Origin of the sequence: Peribacillus sp. YIM B13477 (assembly GCF_042787955.1) — a bacterium.
GTDB classification, from domain to species: Bacteria; Bacillota; Bacilli; order Bacillales; family DSM-1321; genus Peribacillus; species Peribacillus frigoritolerans.
Genome location: NZ_JBHZPD010000005.1, coordinates 217836 through 236478 on the forward strand (window position 1 = coordinate 217836; position 18643 = coordinate 236478).

Below are 18643 nucleotides of genomic sequence, written 5' to 3' on the forward strand. Positions count from 1 at the left end.
CGAAGACTGAACAACAAAAGACAAAATGCCCCTCCCGATAGAGAAGAGCTTTTATAATCAATGCAGTATATTCAATTTACCATGACTTTTGCTTGCTGCCGGGGCTACGCCGTTAACCACGAAACTGAAAACGCTGCCAATTGTAAGTGTGAACAAAGGCAGCGTCCCATCCTTATTGAAGAAAATCAACAAATTTAGACACTCCTATTTTATTAAAACGCTTGTTTTTCCTGACTAGCCATAAATTTCTTGCCATATTTATTCTGTATATATCCACTTCCCGCAAAAAGCCTTGCTCCAATTCTCTGGCCACTGTCAACCTTGGCAAAATGCTGATTCCAAGTCCAGCTTCAACCGCACTTTTTATCGCTTGTGTACTGCCAATCTCCATGTAGCTTTCAATTTTTTCTAAAATCCCATGCTCCCTTAGCATATTTTCTACGATAAGCCGTGTTCCGGAAATGGATTCACGCCAAATCATCCTTTCATTTCCCAATTCCTCTAGCTGTATTTCTTTTCTGTCTTTCCATGGGTGGTCGGATGGACATACCAATATCAATTCGTCTTCAGCGAACTTGTCTACAATAAAATCGGTGTTTTCTACAAGTCCTTCCACCAAGGCCAAATCAATGACATCGTTTGAAAGATCCTCCAAAACCCGGGGCGTATTTTTTATCGTCAATGTCACTTTTATTTCTGGCTGTTGTTTTTTGAATCTCCCAAGCAAGCTAGGCAACAAATACTCGCCGATAGTCAAGGAAGCCCCTACTATGAGATTTGCATTGTATTTCCCCGTCGATTGCTGAATCACTTCTTTTGAATGGTTGAAGTCATTTACTATGGCTTTAGCAAAAGGGTATAACAGCTTTCCTGCTTCTGTAACTCTCAGCCTTCCTTCCTCACGGTCGAATAACAAAGTATTATAATAATTTTCCAGTTGATGGATCTGCCGTGTTACAGCGGGCTGAGATAAGAAACTTAACCTCGCTGCCTGGCTTATACTTCCTTCATCCACCACTAAACAAAACATTTTCAGATTTTCCAATTTCAAGGAAACGACCTCCATGTTTTTAGATAGTTTATTAAAATGATAGCATCTTTATGTAAATGGTGAAATGAAAATAGGGAAATAGATTCTAAGGCTATTCAATTATTGGCGGCATTCTTTATAAAACGGATGAATCTTCTGGGTATAACGTTTTGTTATACCCGATGATTTTGTTGCAATTTACCCAGCCCTTTTTCTTTGATATGTTAATGATAAGAATTAAACAAAGCATGCAAAGGAAGTGACCGATGTCAATGAAAGGACAATGGAAAACTCTATTCCAATTATTTTGGACCTTTTTTAAAATAGCACCTGTCACATTCGGAGGCGGGTTTGCGATGATCCCTTTAATCGAAAATGAAGTGGTGGAAAAGAGAAAGTGGATGAAAAGCGAAGAAGTTACGGATGTTTTTGCTTTATCTCAGTCCGTACCGGGAGCTGTCGCCATTAACTCCGCCACCTTTATCGGCCATCGAATTGCCGGAATGAAGGGGGCAATGGCAGCCATGATCGGTGTTTCATTACCTACCTTTTTAATTGTTCTGCTCCTGGGCATTGTGTATTTTTTCATTCAGGATAATCCGAAGATAGAATCTGCTTTCATATCGATCAGAGCTTCCATAGTAGCCATCATCGCCTATGCGGCTATCAAGATAGGAAAAACGGCAGTTGTAGACAAATCAACTTTCTGTATTTTAATAGCAGGAATTCCCGTCCTCTTATTTCTTCACCCTGTGATGGTTATAATAGCAGGAGCTCTAGCGGGTATTGTGACCATCTCCATTAAGAGAAAATTAGGTTACGATGTCAAGATGGACAAAAAAGATAGGAAAACAGAAGAAAATGATTTCGAACCTTTCATGGGTGCTGGCATATAGGTAAATCAAAAAAGGATCTAACTAATTTTTAAGAAAGCATGTGATGGAATGATGGAATTGTGGGAGTTGTTTAGCACCTTCTTTATTATCGGCTTTGTATCTTTCGGAGGCGGATACGCCATGATTCCCGTAATAGAATCGGAAGTCTCACAGCATGGATGGATGACAACGCAGGAATTCACCGATATAATCGCCATTTCCGGGATGTCCCCAGGACCTGTCACCGCCAATAGTGCCATTCTCGTTGGCTATTCGACTGCTGGGTTAGCAGGAGCCATATCATCTGCTCTAGGAATCTTGCTTCCTGCCATTATATTCGTAACCGTTATAGCCACATTTTTCAGCAAATTGAATCATTATCCAGTTGTTCAATCCATGTTTTATGGATTAAGACCGATTGTCACTAGTTTGATCATCTTTGCAGCGATCAGTTTAGCACTTTCCAATCATATGATAGCCGTGAACTTTTCATGGCATACGATAAGCTTACTACTCGTTTTTGGTTTATCGTTATTTGCCTTAATGAAATTACGCTGGCATCCAGCCTATGTAATTATTCTTTCTGGTTTAGTTGGTGTTGTCCTCTATTCATGACAGGTGTCGCACACAAAACCATCATTAATTTGGACAGGAATTAAGCAGAAAAATTGAAGAATGATTGATACTGTATAAGTGCGAGAAAGCTATATTAAGTTTATGTATTTACCAACAAAAAACACCCTGAATCCAATGATTCAGGGTGTTCAGACTGTAGACAAACTCAATGAAATTTAAGGGGTTTGTACAATTTGAACATTGATTTCCCCTCCAGGCACTCGCTTTCCGCGGGCGGTCCGCCCTCGGCGCGTTTACGCCTGCGGGGTCTCCCCTGGACTCGCTTTTCCCGCAGGAGTCTCGTACACCCGCTCCAATCAACTTTGTTTTAACTTTTAGTTCTTCGATCCATCATTTCCCGGCTGAAACCGTGGAAAACCAATCAGGATGGCAATGACGCCACAAAGTCCAATCAGGATTGGGTAATATGAATACGGCAAGATGCTTAACGGAGAAATCTTTGCTACCCCTGCTGCAACAAGCAGTTGTGCTCCATATGGGATCAACCCTTGGATACAACATGCAAAAATGTCAAGGACGCTCGCCGATTTCCGCGGATCAATCCCATACTTTTCAGCAATATTTTTGGCAAGTGGCCCGGCAATGATAATCGAAATCGTGTTATTTGCCGTTGAAAGGTTCGTTAAACCAACAAGCCCCGCAATGCTGAATTCCGCCCCTTTTTTCGATTTGCTATTTCGTGTCACTAGGTGGAGTAGATAATCGATGCCACCATTATGTTTGATTACGGCTACCATACCTGCAATTAAAATGGCAAGGAAGGAGATTTCATACATTCCTGCCATTCCTTCTCCGACTTTTTGAATGACACCCAACGGTTGATAACTACCATCAGTCAAGCCGATGATTCCGGCAAATACGATTCCGATGGAAAGGACCAAGAACACATTGACTCCTGCCAATGCAGTGACCAATACGCAAAGATACGGAAGAATCTTCACCCAATCATAAGACTGTTGGGAAATGTCAGCTTGTTCACCCATCGTTAAAATTCCTAGGATGGCACAAGTGATGATGGCTGCAGGTAAAACGATGAAAAAATTCACTTTAAACTTATCCTTCATTTTCGTTCCCTGAGTTCGGACTGCAGCAATTGTCGTATCTGAAATGAATGAAAGGTTATCCCCAAACATCGCACCACCAATAACGGCCGCCATTGAAAGGGCAAGCGAAATATCTGTTTGCTCACTAATCCCTACCCCGATAGGTGCCAGGGCAACAATCGTTCCCATGCTTGTCCCCATGGATAGTGAAATGAAACAAGCGATGATGAAAATTCCTATCATTAATAGATTTTGCGGGAAAAGCGCCAAGGCAAGATTCACAGTTGATTCAACCGCCCCCATGCCATTCGCAACTTTCGAAAAAGCGCCGGCCAAAAGGAAGATGATAACCATTAACATGATATTAGCGTCACCGGCACCTTTACAGAAGATATCAACTTTTTGATTGAATGTCTCTTTCCGATTCATCGCCAATGCAGCTGCCGATGCAATTGAAATCGCTACAATCACCGGAAATGAATAAAAATCTTTAGTGATGATTCCGGACCCAATAAATAAAATTAAAAATACGACAAATGGGATCAATGCCCATGGATTCCCTTTATTGTTTGCACTCATGATGTACACCTCTTTTTATTTTTCCCGCGACATGTGTCACAGCTCTTATTCTATTAACAGTTTTCGCAAATAACCCCAATTTGAACCTACCTGATTTTCCAGTCATGGAGCTGTAGCAAAAAACTGGCATAAAAAAGACCCCTTCTTTTTAACAACAAGAAGAGGTCTTTTAATTTATAAAAAACACCCTCCTTATCTTTCAGGCGAAAATCAGCCTGCTGGATTTGGCACAGCACTCCATTTAAGTCCGCTGCCGAGACATCTTCGGGCCAGTCCCTCCGTCTCTCTTGATAAGAAGATTACATTATATAATTATTTTAAAATTACGATGCCTTCCAGAAAAGTGCCACGCTGAAAACTTGCCTGAGTTCGTGACATCAAAAGTCGTTTTGAAAAGCAAATATAACAGTACAGCATTTTGTCTATTTTCGCAAGGGTTAATTTTAAAGTGTTTCACATGCACTCCTTACTGTTTATAAAGAGAACTAAGTTGATTGGAGCGGGTGTGCGAGACTTCTGCGGGAAAAGCGAGTTCCTGGAGACAACGTTCAAATTGTACAAACCAAAAAAAAATGCAGACAAACTCGATTTTCATCGAGTTGTCTACATTCTGAGAGGTCTAATTACCTCAGCAAATTTGTTGGATTAGGTTAGGTGAATTATTTTTAGTCGAGTTCACATCTGTCGATACTTCAAATGCTTCCATCTGTTCCGAATCGAATGACTTTAAATACTGTTGCAAATATGCAGTATCATTAATGGAAGGATTTAACCAATCTTTTTCATCTTCTGATTTTAGGATGACAGGCATGCGATCATGAATGCTGGTCATTAGCTCATTAGGCACAGTTGTTATAACGGAGCACGAATAGATGCTGATGCCTTCAGGAGATTTCCAGGATTCCCAGAGACCGGCCATTCCAAATGGAGCATGATTCTTCAGTTTTATACGCATCGGTATTTTTCTTTCTGGTGTCTTCTTCCATTCATAAAAAGAGTCAGCGATTATCAAGCATCTCTTCTTCTTATACGCATTCCTGAAGCTTGCTTTCTCAGCAATGGTTTCCGCTCTGGCATTGATCATTTTGTAGCCCGCTTTTTCGTCTTTTGCCCAGAAAGGAATGAGTCCCCACCGAAGATATCCAAGCCGATTCCTTACCCCGTCATTAATGACGGCGAGCACGGATTGGGAGGGAGCAATATTGTAGCTGAATTGGTATTCCTCATCAAATGACCCTTGAATATTAAACCGTTCTTTTATTTCTTCTATGTCAGTGAAAAGAGTGAAACGTCCACACATAATATCGCCACCGTATTAAGATTTATTACAGTGTATCAAATGGAATGGGCAGGCACAAATCAGCGTTCTAAAATCCTGATATCAGTAAATGGTTGATTAAATAATTCGCTGGAAATCAAAAGAGTGCCAAGGACTTCTCTTTCATCTTCAGCTTTAATGATTTCCGACAAAATTAAGGTACTGCCATTCCTGACCGTTACTTTATATTCATTCATGGAATCCCTCCTCAAAAGGCTAGATGGTTGTTATTATAAACCAAAAACCCACAAGTATCAGTATTGAACTTAGCAGAGGCATGGAAAATCCACATGCCTTTATACTTTAAATGGTTAGTTGAACGAAGCAATGCCAAGGACCATGAATCCTTGTGAAGGAGGCGCAAAAAACTGTCCATGAATGATTCATGGACAGTCTGGGCGCTTTAAAGGTTTTTCGCTTCAATACTCAAGATAACATTAAGGAAAGCCCCAACAGTCGATACGAAAAGAAACGCTCTTTCTGAAAAGATCGAATTGGAGTTGCCGCCATCCCATGTCCATTATTTAAAATGAAGCAAAACCTCATTTATTAAATGCCCCGCCAATGTAACGGTCTTATTATTTTCGTCCAATGAAGGGTTCACTTCGGAGATATCAAATGAGAGGATCTTTTCATTCGATACGATATGCCTAATAATGGCACGGACCAATTTTGGATCCAGTCCAAACGGCGATGGTGCACTTACCCCAGGTGCGTAGGCTGAATCAATAACATCCGTACATAATGTAAGCATGATATAGTCATTTTCCTTAGCGAATTCATTTATCCTCCGCTTCGTTTCATCCATTTCGTATAATGACAAATCTTCTTCCAATATGTAGTCGACCTTACTCCTCTCTGCAGTTTCAAAAAGTGCCTTCGTATTCCCCTGCTTCTGAATTCCGACACATAAATAGCCACAACTTTGATCTTCGTCCAAAATCTGCTTAAACATCGTGCCAGATGAAGTTTCTTTTTCATAAGGTCTCATATCAAAGTGAGCGTCAATATTAATAATCCCTAGTCTAGCTTTTGGTCCAATGGATTTCCTAATCCCAAGATAATGGCCATACAGGGTTTCGTGACCTCCCCCAAGTATGATAGGAATCGCTTTACTCTCCAAAATCCGGGCAACAGCTGATCCCAGTTGAGATTGGGCGGCTTCCATCTCTGTACTTTCACATATTACATCGCCAGCATCCACCAGCTCGGTTTGGGAAGGTAAATGACAAGGTAATTTTGCCAACGATTGCCTAATATGATCAGGACCCTCGGCAGCACCAACCCTGCCTTTATTCCTTCTGACGCCTTCATCACATTTAAAGCCAATCAGTCCAAAAGTTCGTGATGCATTGGAAGAGGTGGCTAATTCCGAAATGGGTGCCAAGCGCACTCTTTGGTGGTATCTGAAGCTGTCCAGGTCAGTTTGGGAATCAATTCTTCCATTCCAATATTTTAAAGTCGGGTGAGTATACATAATTTCTCCTTTATTTTAAAAATTCCGAAATATCTTTCTTAAAAATTATAAAGGAGATAATGTATAATTACCAATACAAAAATTTAATATTTCTATAGAAGCTATAGCCGCTTTCAGCGTACATTTATGATATTGACAGATATATCTGTTGGAGAATATCTTCCTCGTATCCGTTTGACATTGCTGCTCAAGCCAGTAGATTTAGCAAGAGAATATCGACTTTGCCTATAAATAAAATCCACAAAAGCCCAATTTCTCGGTGTTGTAAGCGAGAAATTGGGCTTTGGCATCATATAAAAGCGACCTTTAACAGAAGGCCCGACCTCAAGTTGATCTTATTAAACTTTAGTATCATTTAATTACTGCCCCCTTATATGACCTAGTGACAGGGGGCTTAGCTTTGCCAAAAACCGCAAAGCATCATGATTTCAATGATTCTCCTAATTCGAATGCTCTTCTTTATGATTGAAATGTAAAGAATTATAGTATTTCTATATAACCTTCTGTTCCATTTACTCGAATACGTTGCCCATCTTTTATCAGCTTGGTGGCATTTACCACACCGACAACGGCAGGTAAGCCATATTCTCGTGCGATGACTGCTCCATGGGTCATCAGCCCGCCAACTTCGGTGACGAGTCCTTTTATGGATACAAATAATGGTGTCCAGCTAGGATCGGTGAAGGTTGTAACCAGTATATCTCCATCTTCTAGATCTGCATCTTCCATGTTTAAGATGACGCGTGCTCTGCCCTCTATCATTCCGGAAGAAACCGGTAGACCTACAATAGCTTCGGCCATGAGATTGTCTCGTTTATACCCCCCTACAATGATTTCACCATCAGACGTGATAACACGTGGTGGAGTAAGTTTTTCATATAATCTGTACTCGTCTTTTCGTTTGCTGATCATCTGGTAATCTAGTTTATTTGTGCGTACGACTTCATGAAGTTCTTCAAAAGTGAGATAATATATATCTTCTTTTTCATGAATAACGTTGGCTTGTACGAGTTGTTCGGCTTCCTTGAGTAAAGCCTGCTTATAAACGAAGTAGCGGTTAACCATGCCGTATTTTGGATATTCCCGATAACCGATGAAATTCCGGATTAGACTGATCATTCGTTTTGTTTCTTTGGCTTTTTGTTCACCATCCGGTAATTGCTTCAATCGATCTAATATCTCTAGTTCTTTTTTCAAAGCTTCCTGTCGCCCTTGCTCAAATTTCAGATTGCTAGCATTAGGCTCAAAGTTTTTGATATTACTAAGTATCACGGGGACAAGTGCAGTTGGTTTTTCGCTCCAACGAGTTTTAGTAATATCGATTTCTCCAGCACATCGCATTCCGTATTTGCCGAGATAATCATAGATAGCATCCTGAGTTTCCTGACCACCATCAAACTTAACTAGTTCATCCATAAAATTATCATCTTTTACTTGTTGTAAATAATCAATTACTTTTGGATAAGGACGTATCACATCTGCAACATCCATTAGGGCCAGACCCATTTCTGAAGTTATATTGTTTGGTACAGATTGAGAAAGCGTGTCGGCTGCGTTTTTTTCACCTAACCACTTATTCATTTTTTCATTGATCCATAATGATGCATCTATAGCAGCCATAAACACAGCTGAACTTTGTGGGTCAAATAAAATCTTCTTTAATATCTGGATATCTTCCAGAATGAAATCAAATAACTCCGAACCTGATTTCGTTTGGATGTTTTGTTTTAATTCTTCTATCGATGTTTGACTACGTTTAATCAAATCAGAAACGATTGTCGGGTCGTTTTCAATTTGTGCCCTAGAATCCGCAGACGGCACACTTTTATTGCTTTTACCGGAACTCTGTTCTTGCTTATCATTTGGTACAGATTTTATGAAATCCCCTCGCTCTATTATGTTAATGAGTGCGTCTTTCATGAGCGGGTCGTGTTGTCCCATGGCCTCTACTAACATTTTTCTGCTTTCAGGTGAAGCCACCATATGTGTGACATCAACAAACAACCTTCCGCCAGCTATACGCATGGGTGCAGGAGTCGTTAACAGCCAAAAAGATAATCCCAATGGTTTCATGGCGTCAGTCATCATTTGTTGATGACCGACAGATACATAAACGTGATTCTCTTGATCATTCGCTTCTGGGATGGGGTATAAAGTAGTGATTGGACGGCTCTGGACAATATAAAATGTATCATCAACCAAACACCATTCGATATCTTGCGGACAGCCAAAATGCGCTTCAAGCCTTCTGCCGATCCTTTCAAGCCCCAACACTTGCTCATCTGACAGGGTCGATAAAACCTGCTGCCCCGGTTCAATTTCCTTTTCCATCGTTCCGCCTTCTTTTCGTGCATATATAGCCAACTTTTTGGCAGAAATCTTCTTCTCCACAATCCTACCTTCTTGCACTTTATAATTGTCCGCAGACACTAAGCCAGAGACAAGTGCCTCACCCAGCCCAAAGCTAGCATCGATCGAAAGCACCTTGCGGTTTGAGGAAACTGGATCAGCTGTAAATAGTATTCCGGAAGCCTGTGGAAAAATCATCCTTTGAATAACAACAGACAGATAAACCTTGCGATGGTCAAATCCGTTTTGCATTCGGTAAATCACAGCACGATCAGTAAATAGTGAAGCCCAGCACTTACTAATATGTTGTAAAATTGCATCTTTTCCTTTGATGTTTAGATAAGTATCCTGTTGACCTGCAAAGGAGGCAAATGGAAGATCTTCGGCTGTAGCGCTAGAACGAACAGCATATGCATGCTCGAAGCCAAAAGTTAAGAGACATCGGTCGATATCTTCTTCGATCCCCTTGTCGATCTCGATTCCCTCAATCAGATCACGAATCTTCCTGCTAATTTCACTTATTCTTTTTCGTTCGTCCACTTTTTGTACTGCAAGCTGATCGAGTAATTGATGAAGCTCATCATTTTCCCCAATGACTCTTTTAAATGCCTCAGTAGTAACACAAAATCCTTCTGGTACAAGAATTCCATCAATCCTCGAGCATTCGCCCAAATTCACCCCTTTGCCACCGACCACCATTTGTTTCGTTTTATCGATCTCCCGAAAATCCAGTACATATGGTTTCATTTATTCCCCTCCCATTGAATCATATGGCAAAAATTGTTCATGTGATCAACCAATCACGCTGTCCAGTCGTTCTTGGTCCAAGCGAAGTTCCATGTTCATACCAAACACTCCTTTTAAAAAAGGGATTGACTGAAAAGGATTTTATGTTGTATAATTATAATAGGGTATAATTTATACAAAATATAAAATTGGCGTATCTATATAAATCTATCACAGTTTCTCATATTTTTCAATGTATTTCCATGACCACAATTGTAGTAAATGCAAAGTCAGAAAACCCCATTTTACAAGGCAACTCACTCAAATGATATTCAATCATTTAGTGCAGCGTCAGAGGAAATACGGATTTACAACCTTAATAAACTCCAATAGTAAAAAGCCCGATTTCTTAGTATTAAGAAATCGGGCTTTTTTAGATACTCCATTAAAGCGTCCGAGCATTAATGATTATTTTTAAAATTTTAACCTTCCCAAATAATTGTACTTAAACGACTTTACAAAGAAGGATGTCTTCTGGATTTAGATTCAAGAATGGTTTTAATTGACAGTAAACATCCATGAAACACCAAATTTATCCTTCAATGAACCGTGAAGTTTTGCAAAGAATGTTTCATGAAGATCCATATGTATAGATCCCTCTTCTTTTAATATGTTCCATGCCTTTCTAGCTTGTTCCTCCGAGTTAAGCTCCACACTTACAACCACTTTGTCACTATCATTCAATTCACGGTTTGAATCAGAACCCATTATAATTCCATCTTCTGTTAATCTTAATTGTGAGTAAAGAACAAGGTCTTTATCACTCTCTTCAACAGGAAAGTCTGGGCTTGATGGGATTTCACTATATTTTTGCATAGCAATAAGTTCCCCGCCAAATGCCTCGATATACAGTTTGAAAGCCTCTTCACATTCTCTGTTAAACATTAAATATGGTTTAATCATTTTCATTCTCCTTTGAATCAAGATTGGATTCCTTAATAATAACCGGTACCAAGATTATTATCGTTACAAGCATACACGAACATTAGTTCTGTTTTCAAATAAAAACTTCTGATCGTTCTTTTATAATAAAACTTAAACCTATATCATTATGAACAAAGATAGCATTGTTATATTCTCGACGTACAGCATGGTAAACGCCGAGCATGGAGGTAAAACAATACTTACGGTGATTGGGGCACCTGTATCCCCAACCGAGGGGGAAATGAAAACTTACGAGGAGTCGCAGGAAATGGTTCAGGAGGGCTTTTCAGGAACCTTCGTTCAACTGGCTGACTACCTCTCTACTATTTCATATGACTAAAAAACAACCCCAGACCTCTCTTTACATAGAGAATTCCGGGGTTGTCAAATTTAGGTTCATTTAGTATTCAAGTTCCCGAGCAGACTTAGAAAGGCAATCAATTCGTGACACTGCCATCTTCGTCCGGATCTTCAATATCCGCCGGATCTTTTTCCAATAGTGCCTCTTTGTCTTTTTCGTTCCATTTTGTTTTATACCCTAATGATTTCGCTACTCCTAACACAGGTAGATACGATTTTTTATCTGGTTTAAATGTTTCTAAATCCCCTGTTTGGATTACACCCAAACCTAGTAGCAATTTATCTGATTGGATATAGGGTTTTTCATCAATCAGTTTCATTTGATCAGCTGTATAAGGATAAACGGCTCCATTCACTTTTAAGGTAAACGGTCCCTTTTTTTCTTCTTTTATTTCTTTCGGCTTTTTCGATTTATGGGAAACATCATACACACCTTGAACAGTTCCTTCTCTCGTATTATCGGCTCCTCCATACATTTTTCCCTTTTCATAATCATAAATAACTGCTTGCACATTTCCGATATGTTGCGGTTTTTCTTCATAAACATGGCCTTTAGCCATTAACTCAAGCCTTGTATTTTGTTCAATTCCCGGTTCCCATCTTACTGTCGGATAACCAGCAGAATAAATACGTGGCGCATATATGGCATCTTGAATGAGCATTTTATGATCAAGCACGTTCATGATCGTTTCAGATACCGATGCGATTATCGTCGCTCCTCCTGGTGAACCAATGGCCATGAAGGGATTTCCATCTTTTAATACGAAGGTCGGGGACATACTGCTTCTTGGTCTTTTTCCTGGTTCCACCTGGTTAACTCCACCCGGTGTGGCATCAAAATCCGTCATTTCATTATTTAGCATGAACCCATAATCCGGTACCATGATACCAGATCCGAATACTTGCTCGATTGTAGTCGTATAAGCAACCATATTTCCCCACTTATCCATTACAGAAAAGTGAGTCGTTTGTCCGATTGGGGTTTTCTCTTCTTTTACCATCTTCATTGCAGTGGGTTCTTTGCCCTCATACTTCCATGGATCACCTGCTTTGACATCAGCTGTTGATCTATTTGGATTGATGAGTTTTCTTCTTTCTTTAATATAATCTTCATCTAATAGTCCTTCTGTTGGTACATCATAAAAATCTTCATCCGCCATATAGGCAGCGCGATCGGCAAAAGCAAGATGCATGGCTTCCGTGAGATAATGAAGATACTCAGGTGAGTTGGCCCCCATCTTTTGCACATCGTATCCTTCCATAAGCTCCAGGATTTGCAGAACAGTCAAACTGCCTGAGCTTGGTGAAGCTGCCCCTACCACTTCAAAACCCCTATATTCCGATTTAATCGGCTCTCTTTCCTTCACTTCATAGTTTTCCAAATCCTCAGTTGTCATCGTTCCTTCACGCTTTTGAACTTCCTTGGTAAGTGCTTCCCCGATTTCACCTTTATAAAAAACGTCAGAACCTTGTTTTTTTATTAACTTAAGAGTCTTTGCCAGATCTGGCTGAACGAGGGTGTCTCCTTCTTCCAACGGCTTTCCGTCTGGTACAAAAACTTTTGCAGCCGATTGGTTATTTTTAAGCTTTGTTACATTTTCATCGATATATTGTGCTGTTGCCCAATTGACTTTTACCCCTTCTTCAGCTTGTTTAATGGCCGGGCCTATGACTTGTGATAATTTCAATGTTCCATATTTCTCAAGAGAAGTCTCCACCCCCATAAGAGTCCCAGGAACTGCAACCGCTTTCCCGGATGTATGCCGCTTACTAAAAGGAATAGGTTTTCCCTTTTCATCTAAAAAAAGTTTAGGCGTAACATTTTGAGGTGCCATTTCGCGATTTTCGATCATCGTTATTTTATTTTCCTTTTTATTATAAATCATGATAAAACCACCGCCGCCGATTCCAGACATCATTGGTTCAACCACATTTAACGATAATTGAATGGCTGCCGCTGCATCGACTGCATTTCCGCCTTGTTTTAGTATCTCTATACCCGCTTCAGCTGCTAACGGATGAGAAACTGATACGATTCCATTTGTAAAACCCTTTCCCATTGACCCATCCACTCCAGGAACACTTGCAAAAGCCGGTGTGATCATACAAAAGAAACTGAAAGTAACTAAAATAAAACTTTTTAAAAATTTCATGAATTAGTCTCCTTTCAAAATAAAACAAATTGGGTTTTATCATAAGGCAAGTGGATATACGAGCAGAATTCTCTTGTAGGAATATGCTGGTTGTCTCGATAAAAAACAGTAAGCACATTCCCATTTTCGTTGCATTCTCAATGATGCTTCACTTCAAAAAATCACCCCCCCGAATGGTTAAGCTCTACCCTTTACTTCCGGATTGATATTCGCAGGGTCAACTTTTCTCAATACTTTGGTTATTTTCCAAGATCTTGGAGCTGTCGTGATTGTCATTTTTCCAAAGATATTGTAAAGCCAGCAACACGATAAAAGCGGATATCCCAATGATGTCCGATACCGTTTCAGGGTAGATCAATAGTAAACCTACGATTACGGCGAGGACTCTTTCTAACCAGTTCATTCCCCTCATCCAGTAACCTATGACACCCGCCCCAATTGCAATCATACCTGCCATTGCAGTAAGTACTACCCACGCAACCTCCATCCATGTTGTATCGATCATTAGCATTTGCGGGGAGAGAACAAAAATATATGGAATGATGAATGCAGCGATGGCAAGTTTCGATGACTCAATCCCCGTTTTTATAGGCTCGCCTCCCGCTACCCCTGCCGCTGCAAATGCCGCTAAAGCCACTGGAGGAGTTATATCTGCTATAATGCCAAAATAGAAAACGAATAAATGTGCAGATAAATCGGGAACACCAAGCAAAATTATCGCAGGCGCTGCAATCGTCGAGGTTATTACATAATTGGCAGTCGTAGGTGAACCCATACCTAATATAAGTGCCGCTACCATAGTTAGCATCAGTGTTGGAATCAAATATCCACCAGATAAATCAATCAAGCCATTAGCCAGCTTAAGTCCTAGCCCAGTTTTCGTGACGATACCGACAATAATGCCCGCTGCTGCTGTTGCAGCGGCCACTGCAAGAGCTGTTCGGGCTCCATCCACCAATGCATAGATGATATCGATGAATTTCATGCGGACATCCTTGTTTATGAAACCTACAAGAACCGAGATGGCAATGGAATATAGCGCTGCATGTGTAACCGTGATATTCATCATGAGCAATAAAATAATGGCAAGGATCGGTATTAGTAAATAAAGCTTGCCGAACACTTCCTTTTTACTTGGCATCTCTTCTTGCGTTAACCCTCGCAGTCCAAGTCGTTTCGCTTCAAAGTGGGTCATGATCCAAATTCCTGAAAAATAAAGGATAGCTGGAATCGCAGCCGCCTTTGCTATATCCCAATACGTAATTCCATTCCCAATGAACTCAACCATTAAGAATGCCGCTGCCCCCATTACCGGAGGCATCAATTGCCCGCCTGTTGAAGCAGCCGCCTCCACTGCCCCGGCAAATTCCTTCTTATATCCAAGATTTTTCATCATAGGTATCGTAAATGCTCCTGATGTGACAACATTAGCCACAGAGCTTCCGCTAATCGTTCCTTGAAGAGCACTTGAAAAAATCGCAACCTTTGCAGGTCCCCCTATCCTTCTGCCGGCAATGGCGGTAGAGAGATCATTAAAGTATTGACCGACGCCTGTTCGCACCAGAAATGATCCAAACAGTAAAAATAGGAAGATGAATGTCGATGACACCGCTAACGGAGTACCCAAAATGCCCTCTGTCGAGAAGAACATCGTTTGCACCAGACGCTCCAGAGTCAAACCGCGATGAGCAAGGAATCCTGGCATATACTGTCCAAAAATCCCATAGAAAATGAATAATATAGCAATGACCATGATAGGAAGACCAACTGCACGCCTGGTTGCTTCCAAAACCAGCAGAATGGCCATAAAACCGACTGCAAAATCCAATACGCCTAAACGCCCTACATTCATGACGATACCTTCGAAAAATAAGGGCCAATATGCACCTACCCCAATACTAAGGATTGCTAATATGATATCGTACCAGGCAATTTGAAACTTTCCTTTTTCACGCTTCTTCCGGTTTGCTGGAAATAGTAAAAATATTAAGGAGAGTGCAAACCCTAAATGTATCGTCCGTTGGATTTGTGCTGTAAAAACACCAAATATGGCAGTATATAATTGGAATAGCGAAAAAGCTAGGAGTCCAAAAAACGCAATGTGGCCCAAGACACCAGTTAATTTCCTTGTCCCGGCTTCTGGATCATATTTTTCCAATAACTCCTGCTGCTCTGCTTCGGTTAAATATTTGATTTTTTCATTATCAGCCACTAATCTTCACTCCCTTCAACTGTTCCCACAATGAAATTCTTTCCGATGAAATCCTGACCCATGTCCCTGGTTTCATGAAGTCTGCCAATGTGTATGTTTTTTCATCATATATTAATCGATGATTGGCTTTAACTTGTCCCACCCGTAAGTCTATAAATGTGAAAGTGCGTTGCATATTTTTTATGAAGTAGGTACCGTCTTTTACTTCAAACACTTCCTCACCCTCTGCATTGGAAGGCATACCGACTGCAAAATCATCATAGGCAAGTTCGGTTTGTTCGATTTGCTTATCCGATAACCTATATGATTCCAAAACATCTGTGAGGTGGATGGAGTGTGTATATTTAATCTTGAATTCTTTTTCTTTTTTCAAAGGAAAGTATGCGACTAATTCCCCTTGGTCCTCGAAGGAAAAGGCTATTACATGCTTATAAGGAAAAAAGAGTAAAAAAGCGATGAGCAAAGGTATACCAAAAGCCATGAATTTCTTGAATATCATAGGTACCCCTTTCACAAGCAGTGTCCCATTTAGAAAAAAATGAAGCCGATAGGCCACATAAAGCGAGCTACCGACCCAATTGCATTACTTGGAAACACCTTTTTCTTTAAAGTATTTTGCCGCTCCAGGATGCACTTCCATATCCCCTAATCCTTCAAGTGCAGTTTCTGCTGTAAGGAACTTGCCTTTTGCATGTGTGATTTGATCTGTGTTTTCATATACAGCTTTAGTCATTTCATAAACTAAATCTTCATCAAGATCCTTAGTGACCACTAACATCGCTTTAACAGCAACTGTTTTCACCTCGGATTTGATTTTGTACGTACCACTAGGAATTGTATCTTCAGCATAGTATGGGTACTTTTTAACCAATGCTTGAATTTTGTCCTCTGCAATAGGCAGGACCATGATATCATTTTGGACGGACAGCGCCTCGACTGCACCAGTTGGCGTGCCTGCCGTAATGAAAGCTGCGTCAATATTGCCTGCTTGGATTCCTTCGGTCGACTCATCAAACGATAGATTTTGACCTTTAATATCTTTTTCAGACAAACCATGAATCTCCAGGATTTGCATGGCATTGATGTAAGCACCAGAACCCGGAGCACCTACCGATACCTTTTTACCCTTTAAATCCTCGATTGATTTAATTCCGCTTTTTGCTGTCGTTACAACTTGAACCGTTTCAGGATATAGAGAACTGATCGCTTGTATATTGTCTATGGGTTTCCCGTCAAACATTTCTTTTCCTTCCAGTGCGTATGCGGCGATATCCGTTTGCGAAAAGGCGATTTCAGCCTCTCCGACCCTTAACGTTTCCATGTTTTCGGCTGATGCGCCAGATGTCTGAGGTGTTATATTCGCTTTTGTTTTATCGGAAATGATTTTTCCAATTTGTCCTCCAAGCGGATAGTATGTACCTCCCGTTCCACCAGTCAACAGGCTCAAGTTTTGGTTACCGCCGCCTGAGGCACCTTCATTACTGTCTTTACAAGCCGTGATAATACCGGTGACCGTCAAAATCATGACCAATAAAAAGCACTTATGAAATTTTTTCATAAAAATCCCCCCTCATGTTTATTCATCATCTGCAAAAGATGATAATGTTATTATTCTACCGACCGACTCACTTTCCCTTTTTTTACAAAATTAGACACATCACCCATAAGAACTAGTAATACATTAATAAGTTTTATAGAAATTAAATCACCAAGCTTAAATATGTACAAAAACCTATAAAAAACAAGGGAAATCCGCTATTAAATAGTAATATTTTACCGTTTATTACCTATTCTTCCTTTCTTTAAGGATAATATTGACTCTTCCATTTTAGAAATATATTATTGTTATAAACTTATAAGTAGATGTTATAAAATTACAGCTTTTATTTGAGAGGGAATTTTCTTAACCTTGTATTTTCAAATCCAATTGAAGTGGGTGATTGTTTGAATTACCTATCCCTCCGCTATTTCATAGAGGTTTCTAACCATCTTAGTTTCAGTGAGGCTTCCAAAACCCTGCATATATCCCAGCCCGGACTTAGCCAACAGATTTTATCCCTCGAAAAACAATTAGGCTTTAAATTATTGAATCGAACGACAAGAAAAATTACATTGACGGAAGAAGGAGAATACATCTATAAAAAGCTTGCGCCTTCCTTTGAAGATATCGAGAAAACAGTGAATTACATAGTTGAAAACAAAACCATCCCCAAGCCTAAACTGAAGATTGCTACCGTACCCTCTGCAGCTAGTATATATATCCCAAAGTTATTGAAAAAGATTGTGGGGCAATATCCGGAAACAGAGTTTTACGTGCATGAAACAACATCTTCAAGAGCAGTAAAACTCGTAAACCAACAAAATTATCACATCGGTTTCATCCGAACGCCCATTCACAGTGACATCATCGCCAATGAAGGATTAAGCATGATTGAATTCATGAAGTTCCCTTTACAATTAGTCGTCTCCATGGATCATCCACTAGCCCAAAAAGAGGCCATACATTTATACGAAGCAAAAGACGAACCTTTTATCCATTATGATGCCGTTCAAGCGCATTCCCTTCAATTCCTTTTGGAAAAGGCTTGTCTGACGGCTGGATTTTCACCTAAAGAATTATGTAAAGGCTCTGAATTACTGACGATTGCCAATCTAATATCCAATAACTTAGGCGTAGCCCTCATGCCGGAAGATATGGTGAGTTTGTTGGGAAAAAGCCAAGTAAAAGCCTTGAACATCGATAACTTGGAATTAACCAGTTCGATATCGGCAGTATGGAAAAACACGGATGCCTCCATTCTGACTAAGCATATTTTGAAAACGTTAGAAAATGATGATGATTTTAACAATATGTAAGATTCTTGGTTGGGTAATTGCTGCGAAGCGAGGTAATTATAGTAA

General features: G+C 40.2%; 14 protein-coding genes and 1 riboswitch. Of the genes, 3 read left to right on the forward strand and 11 right to left on the reverse strand.

The window, feature by feature from the left end:
- Positions 1-172: 172 nt before the first annotated feature.
- Positions 173-1051, reverse strand: coding sequence for a LysR family transcriptional regulator (locus ACFX4H_RS16940; protein WP_034312547.1), 879 nt, complete (start codon positions 1049-1051; stop codon positions 173-175).
- Between the two features lie 245 nt (positions 1052-1296).
- On the opposite strand from ACFX4H_RS16940, the gene ACFX4H_RS16945 reads away from it, so the two are divergent.
- A complete protein-coding gene (locus tag ACFX4H_RS16945; RefSeq protein ID WP_241635769.1) occupies positions 1297-1926 on the forward strand; it encodes a chromate transporter in 630 nt (209 codons plus the stop codon).
- Positions 1927-1974: 48 nt separating this feature from the next.
- Positions 1975-2520, forward strand: a complete 546-nt coding sequence (locus ACFX4H_RS16950; RefSeq protein ID WP_226990396.1) for a chromate transporter — start codon at positions 1975-1977, stop codon at positions 2518-2520.
- Positions 2521-2855: 335 nt separating this feature from the next.
- Here ACFX4H_RS16950 and ACFX4H_RS16955 read toward each other — a convergent pair whose 3' ends face one another.
- The 10 genes from ACFX4H_RS16955 to ACFX4H_RS17000 all read right to left on the reverse strand — a co-directional run bounded on the left by ACFX4H_RS16955 (position 2856) and on the right by ACFX4H_RS17000 (position 17300).
- Positions 2856-4163 carry a Na+/H+ antiporter NhaC family protein gene (locus ACFX4H_RS16955; RefSeq protein WP_134781393.1) on the reverse strand — a complete coding sequence of 436 codons (1308 nt, stop codon included), beginning with the start codon at positions 4161-4163 and terminating at the stop codon, positions 2856-2858.
- A 189-nt stretch (positions 4164-4352) separates the two neighbouring features.
- A riboswitch (SAM riboswitch) is annotated at positions 4353-4460 on the reverse strand.
- Positions 4461-4791: 331 nt separating this feature from the next.
- Positions 4792-5463 (reverse strand): SOS response-associated peptidase, encoded by a 672-nt coding sequence (locus tag ACFX4H_RS16960; protein ID WP_377435900.1) that lies wholly within the window; start codon positions 5461-5463, stop codon positions 4792-4794.
- A gap of 59 nt (positions 5464-5522) precedes the next feature.
- On the reverse strand, positions 5523-5678 hold the full coding sequence (locus ACFX4H_RS16965; RefSeq protein WP_153246094.1) for a hypothetical protein: 156 nt from the start codon (positions 5676-5678) through the stop codon (positions 5523-5525).
- A gap of 323 nt (positions 5679-6001) precedes the next feature.
- A complete protein-coding gene (gene hutG / locus ACFX4H_RS16970) occupies positions 6002-6958 on the reverse strand; it encodes a formimidoylglutamase (protein WP_377435901.1) in 957 nt (318 codons plus the stop codon).
- Between the two features lie 480 nt (positions 6959-7438).
- Positions 7439-10054: a phosphoenolpyruvate synthase gene (ppsA, locus tag ACFX4H_RS16975; protein ID WP_377435902.1), complete on the reverse strand. Its 2616-nt coding sequence runs from the start codon at positions 10052-10054 to the stop codon at positions 7439-7441.
- A gap of 537 nt (positions 10055-10591) precedes the next feature.
- On the reverse strand, positions 10592-10996 hold the full coding sequence (locus ACFX4H_RS16980; RefSeq protein WP_258833632.1) for a VOC family protein: 405 nt from the start codon (positions 10994-10996) through the stop codon (positions 10592-10594).
- Between the two features lie 458 nt (positions 10997-11454).
- The gene (ggt, locus tag ACFX4H_RS16985; RefSeq protein WP_063591331.1) at positions 11455-13530 is read right to left on the reverse strand and encodes a gamma-glutamyltransferase; all 2076 of its coding nucleotides are present in this window, start codon (positions 13528-13530) and stop codon (positions 11455-11457) included.
- Positions 13531-13747: 217 nt separating this feature from the next.
- A complete protein-coding gene (locus ACFX4H_RS16990) occupies positions 13748-15742 on the reverse strand; it encodes a TRAP transporter permease (protein WP_249598604.1) in 1995 nt (664 codons plus the stop codon).
- A complete protein-coding gene (locus ACFX4H_RS16995; protein ID WP_034312574.1) occupies positions 15735-16241 on the reverse strand; it encodes a DUF1850 domain-containing protein in 507 nt (168 codons plus the stop codon). The genes ACFX4H_RS16990 and ACFX4H_RS16995 overlap by 8 nt, the downstream gene beginning before the upstream one ends.
- Positions 16242-16325: 84 nt before the next feature.
- Positions 16326-17300 carry a TAXI family TRAP transporter solute-binding subunit gene (locus ACFX4H_RS17000; protein WP_377435903.1) on the reverse strand — a complete coding sequence of 325 codons (975 nt, stop codon included), beginning with the start codon at positions 17298-17300 and terminating at the stop codon, positions 16326-16328.
- Between the two features lie 386 nt (positions 17301-17686).
- On the opposite strand from ACFX4H_RS17000, the gene ACFX4H_RS17005 reads away from it, so the two are divergent.
- Entirely contained in the window at positions 17687-18598 is a 912-nt protein-coding gene (locus tag ACFX4H_RS17005) for a LysR family transcriptional regulator (RefSeq protein WP_063591334.1), read from the forward strand.
- Positions 18599-18643: the final 45 nt, after the last annotated feature.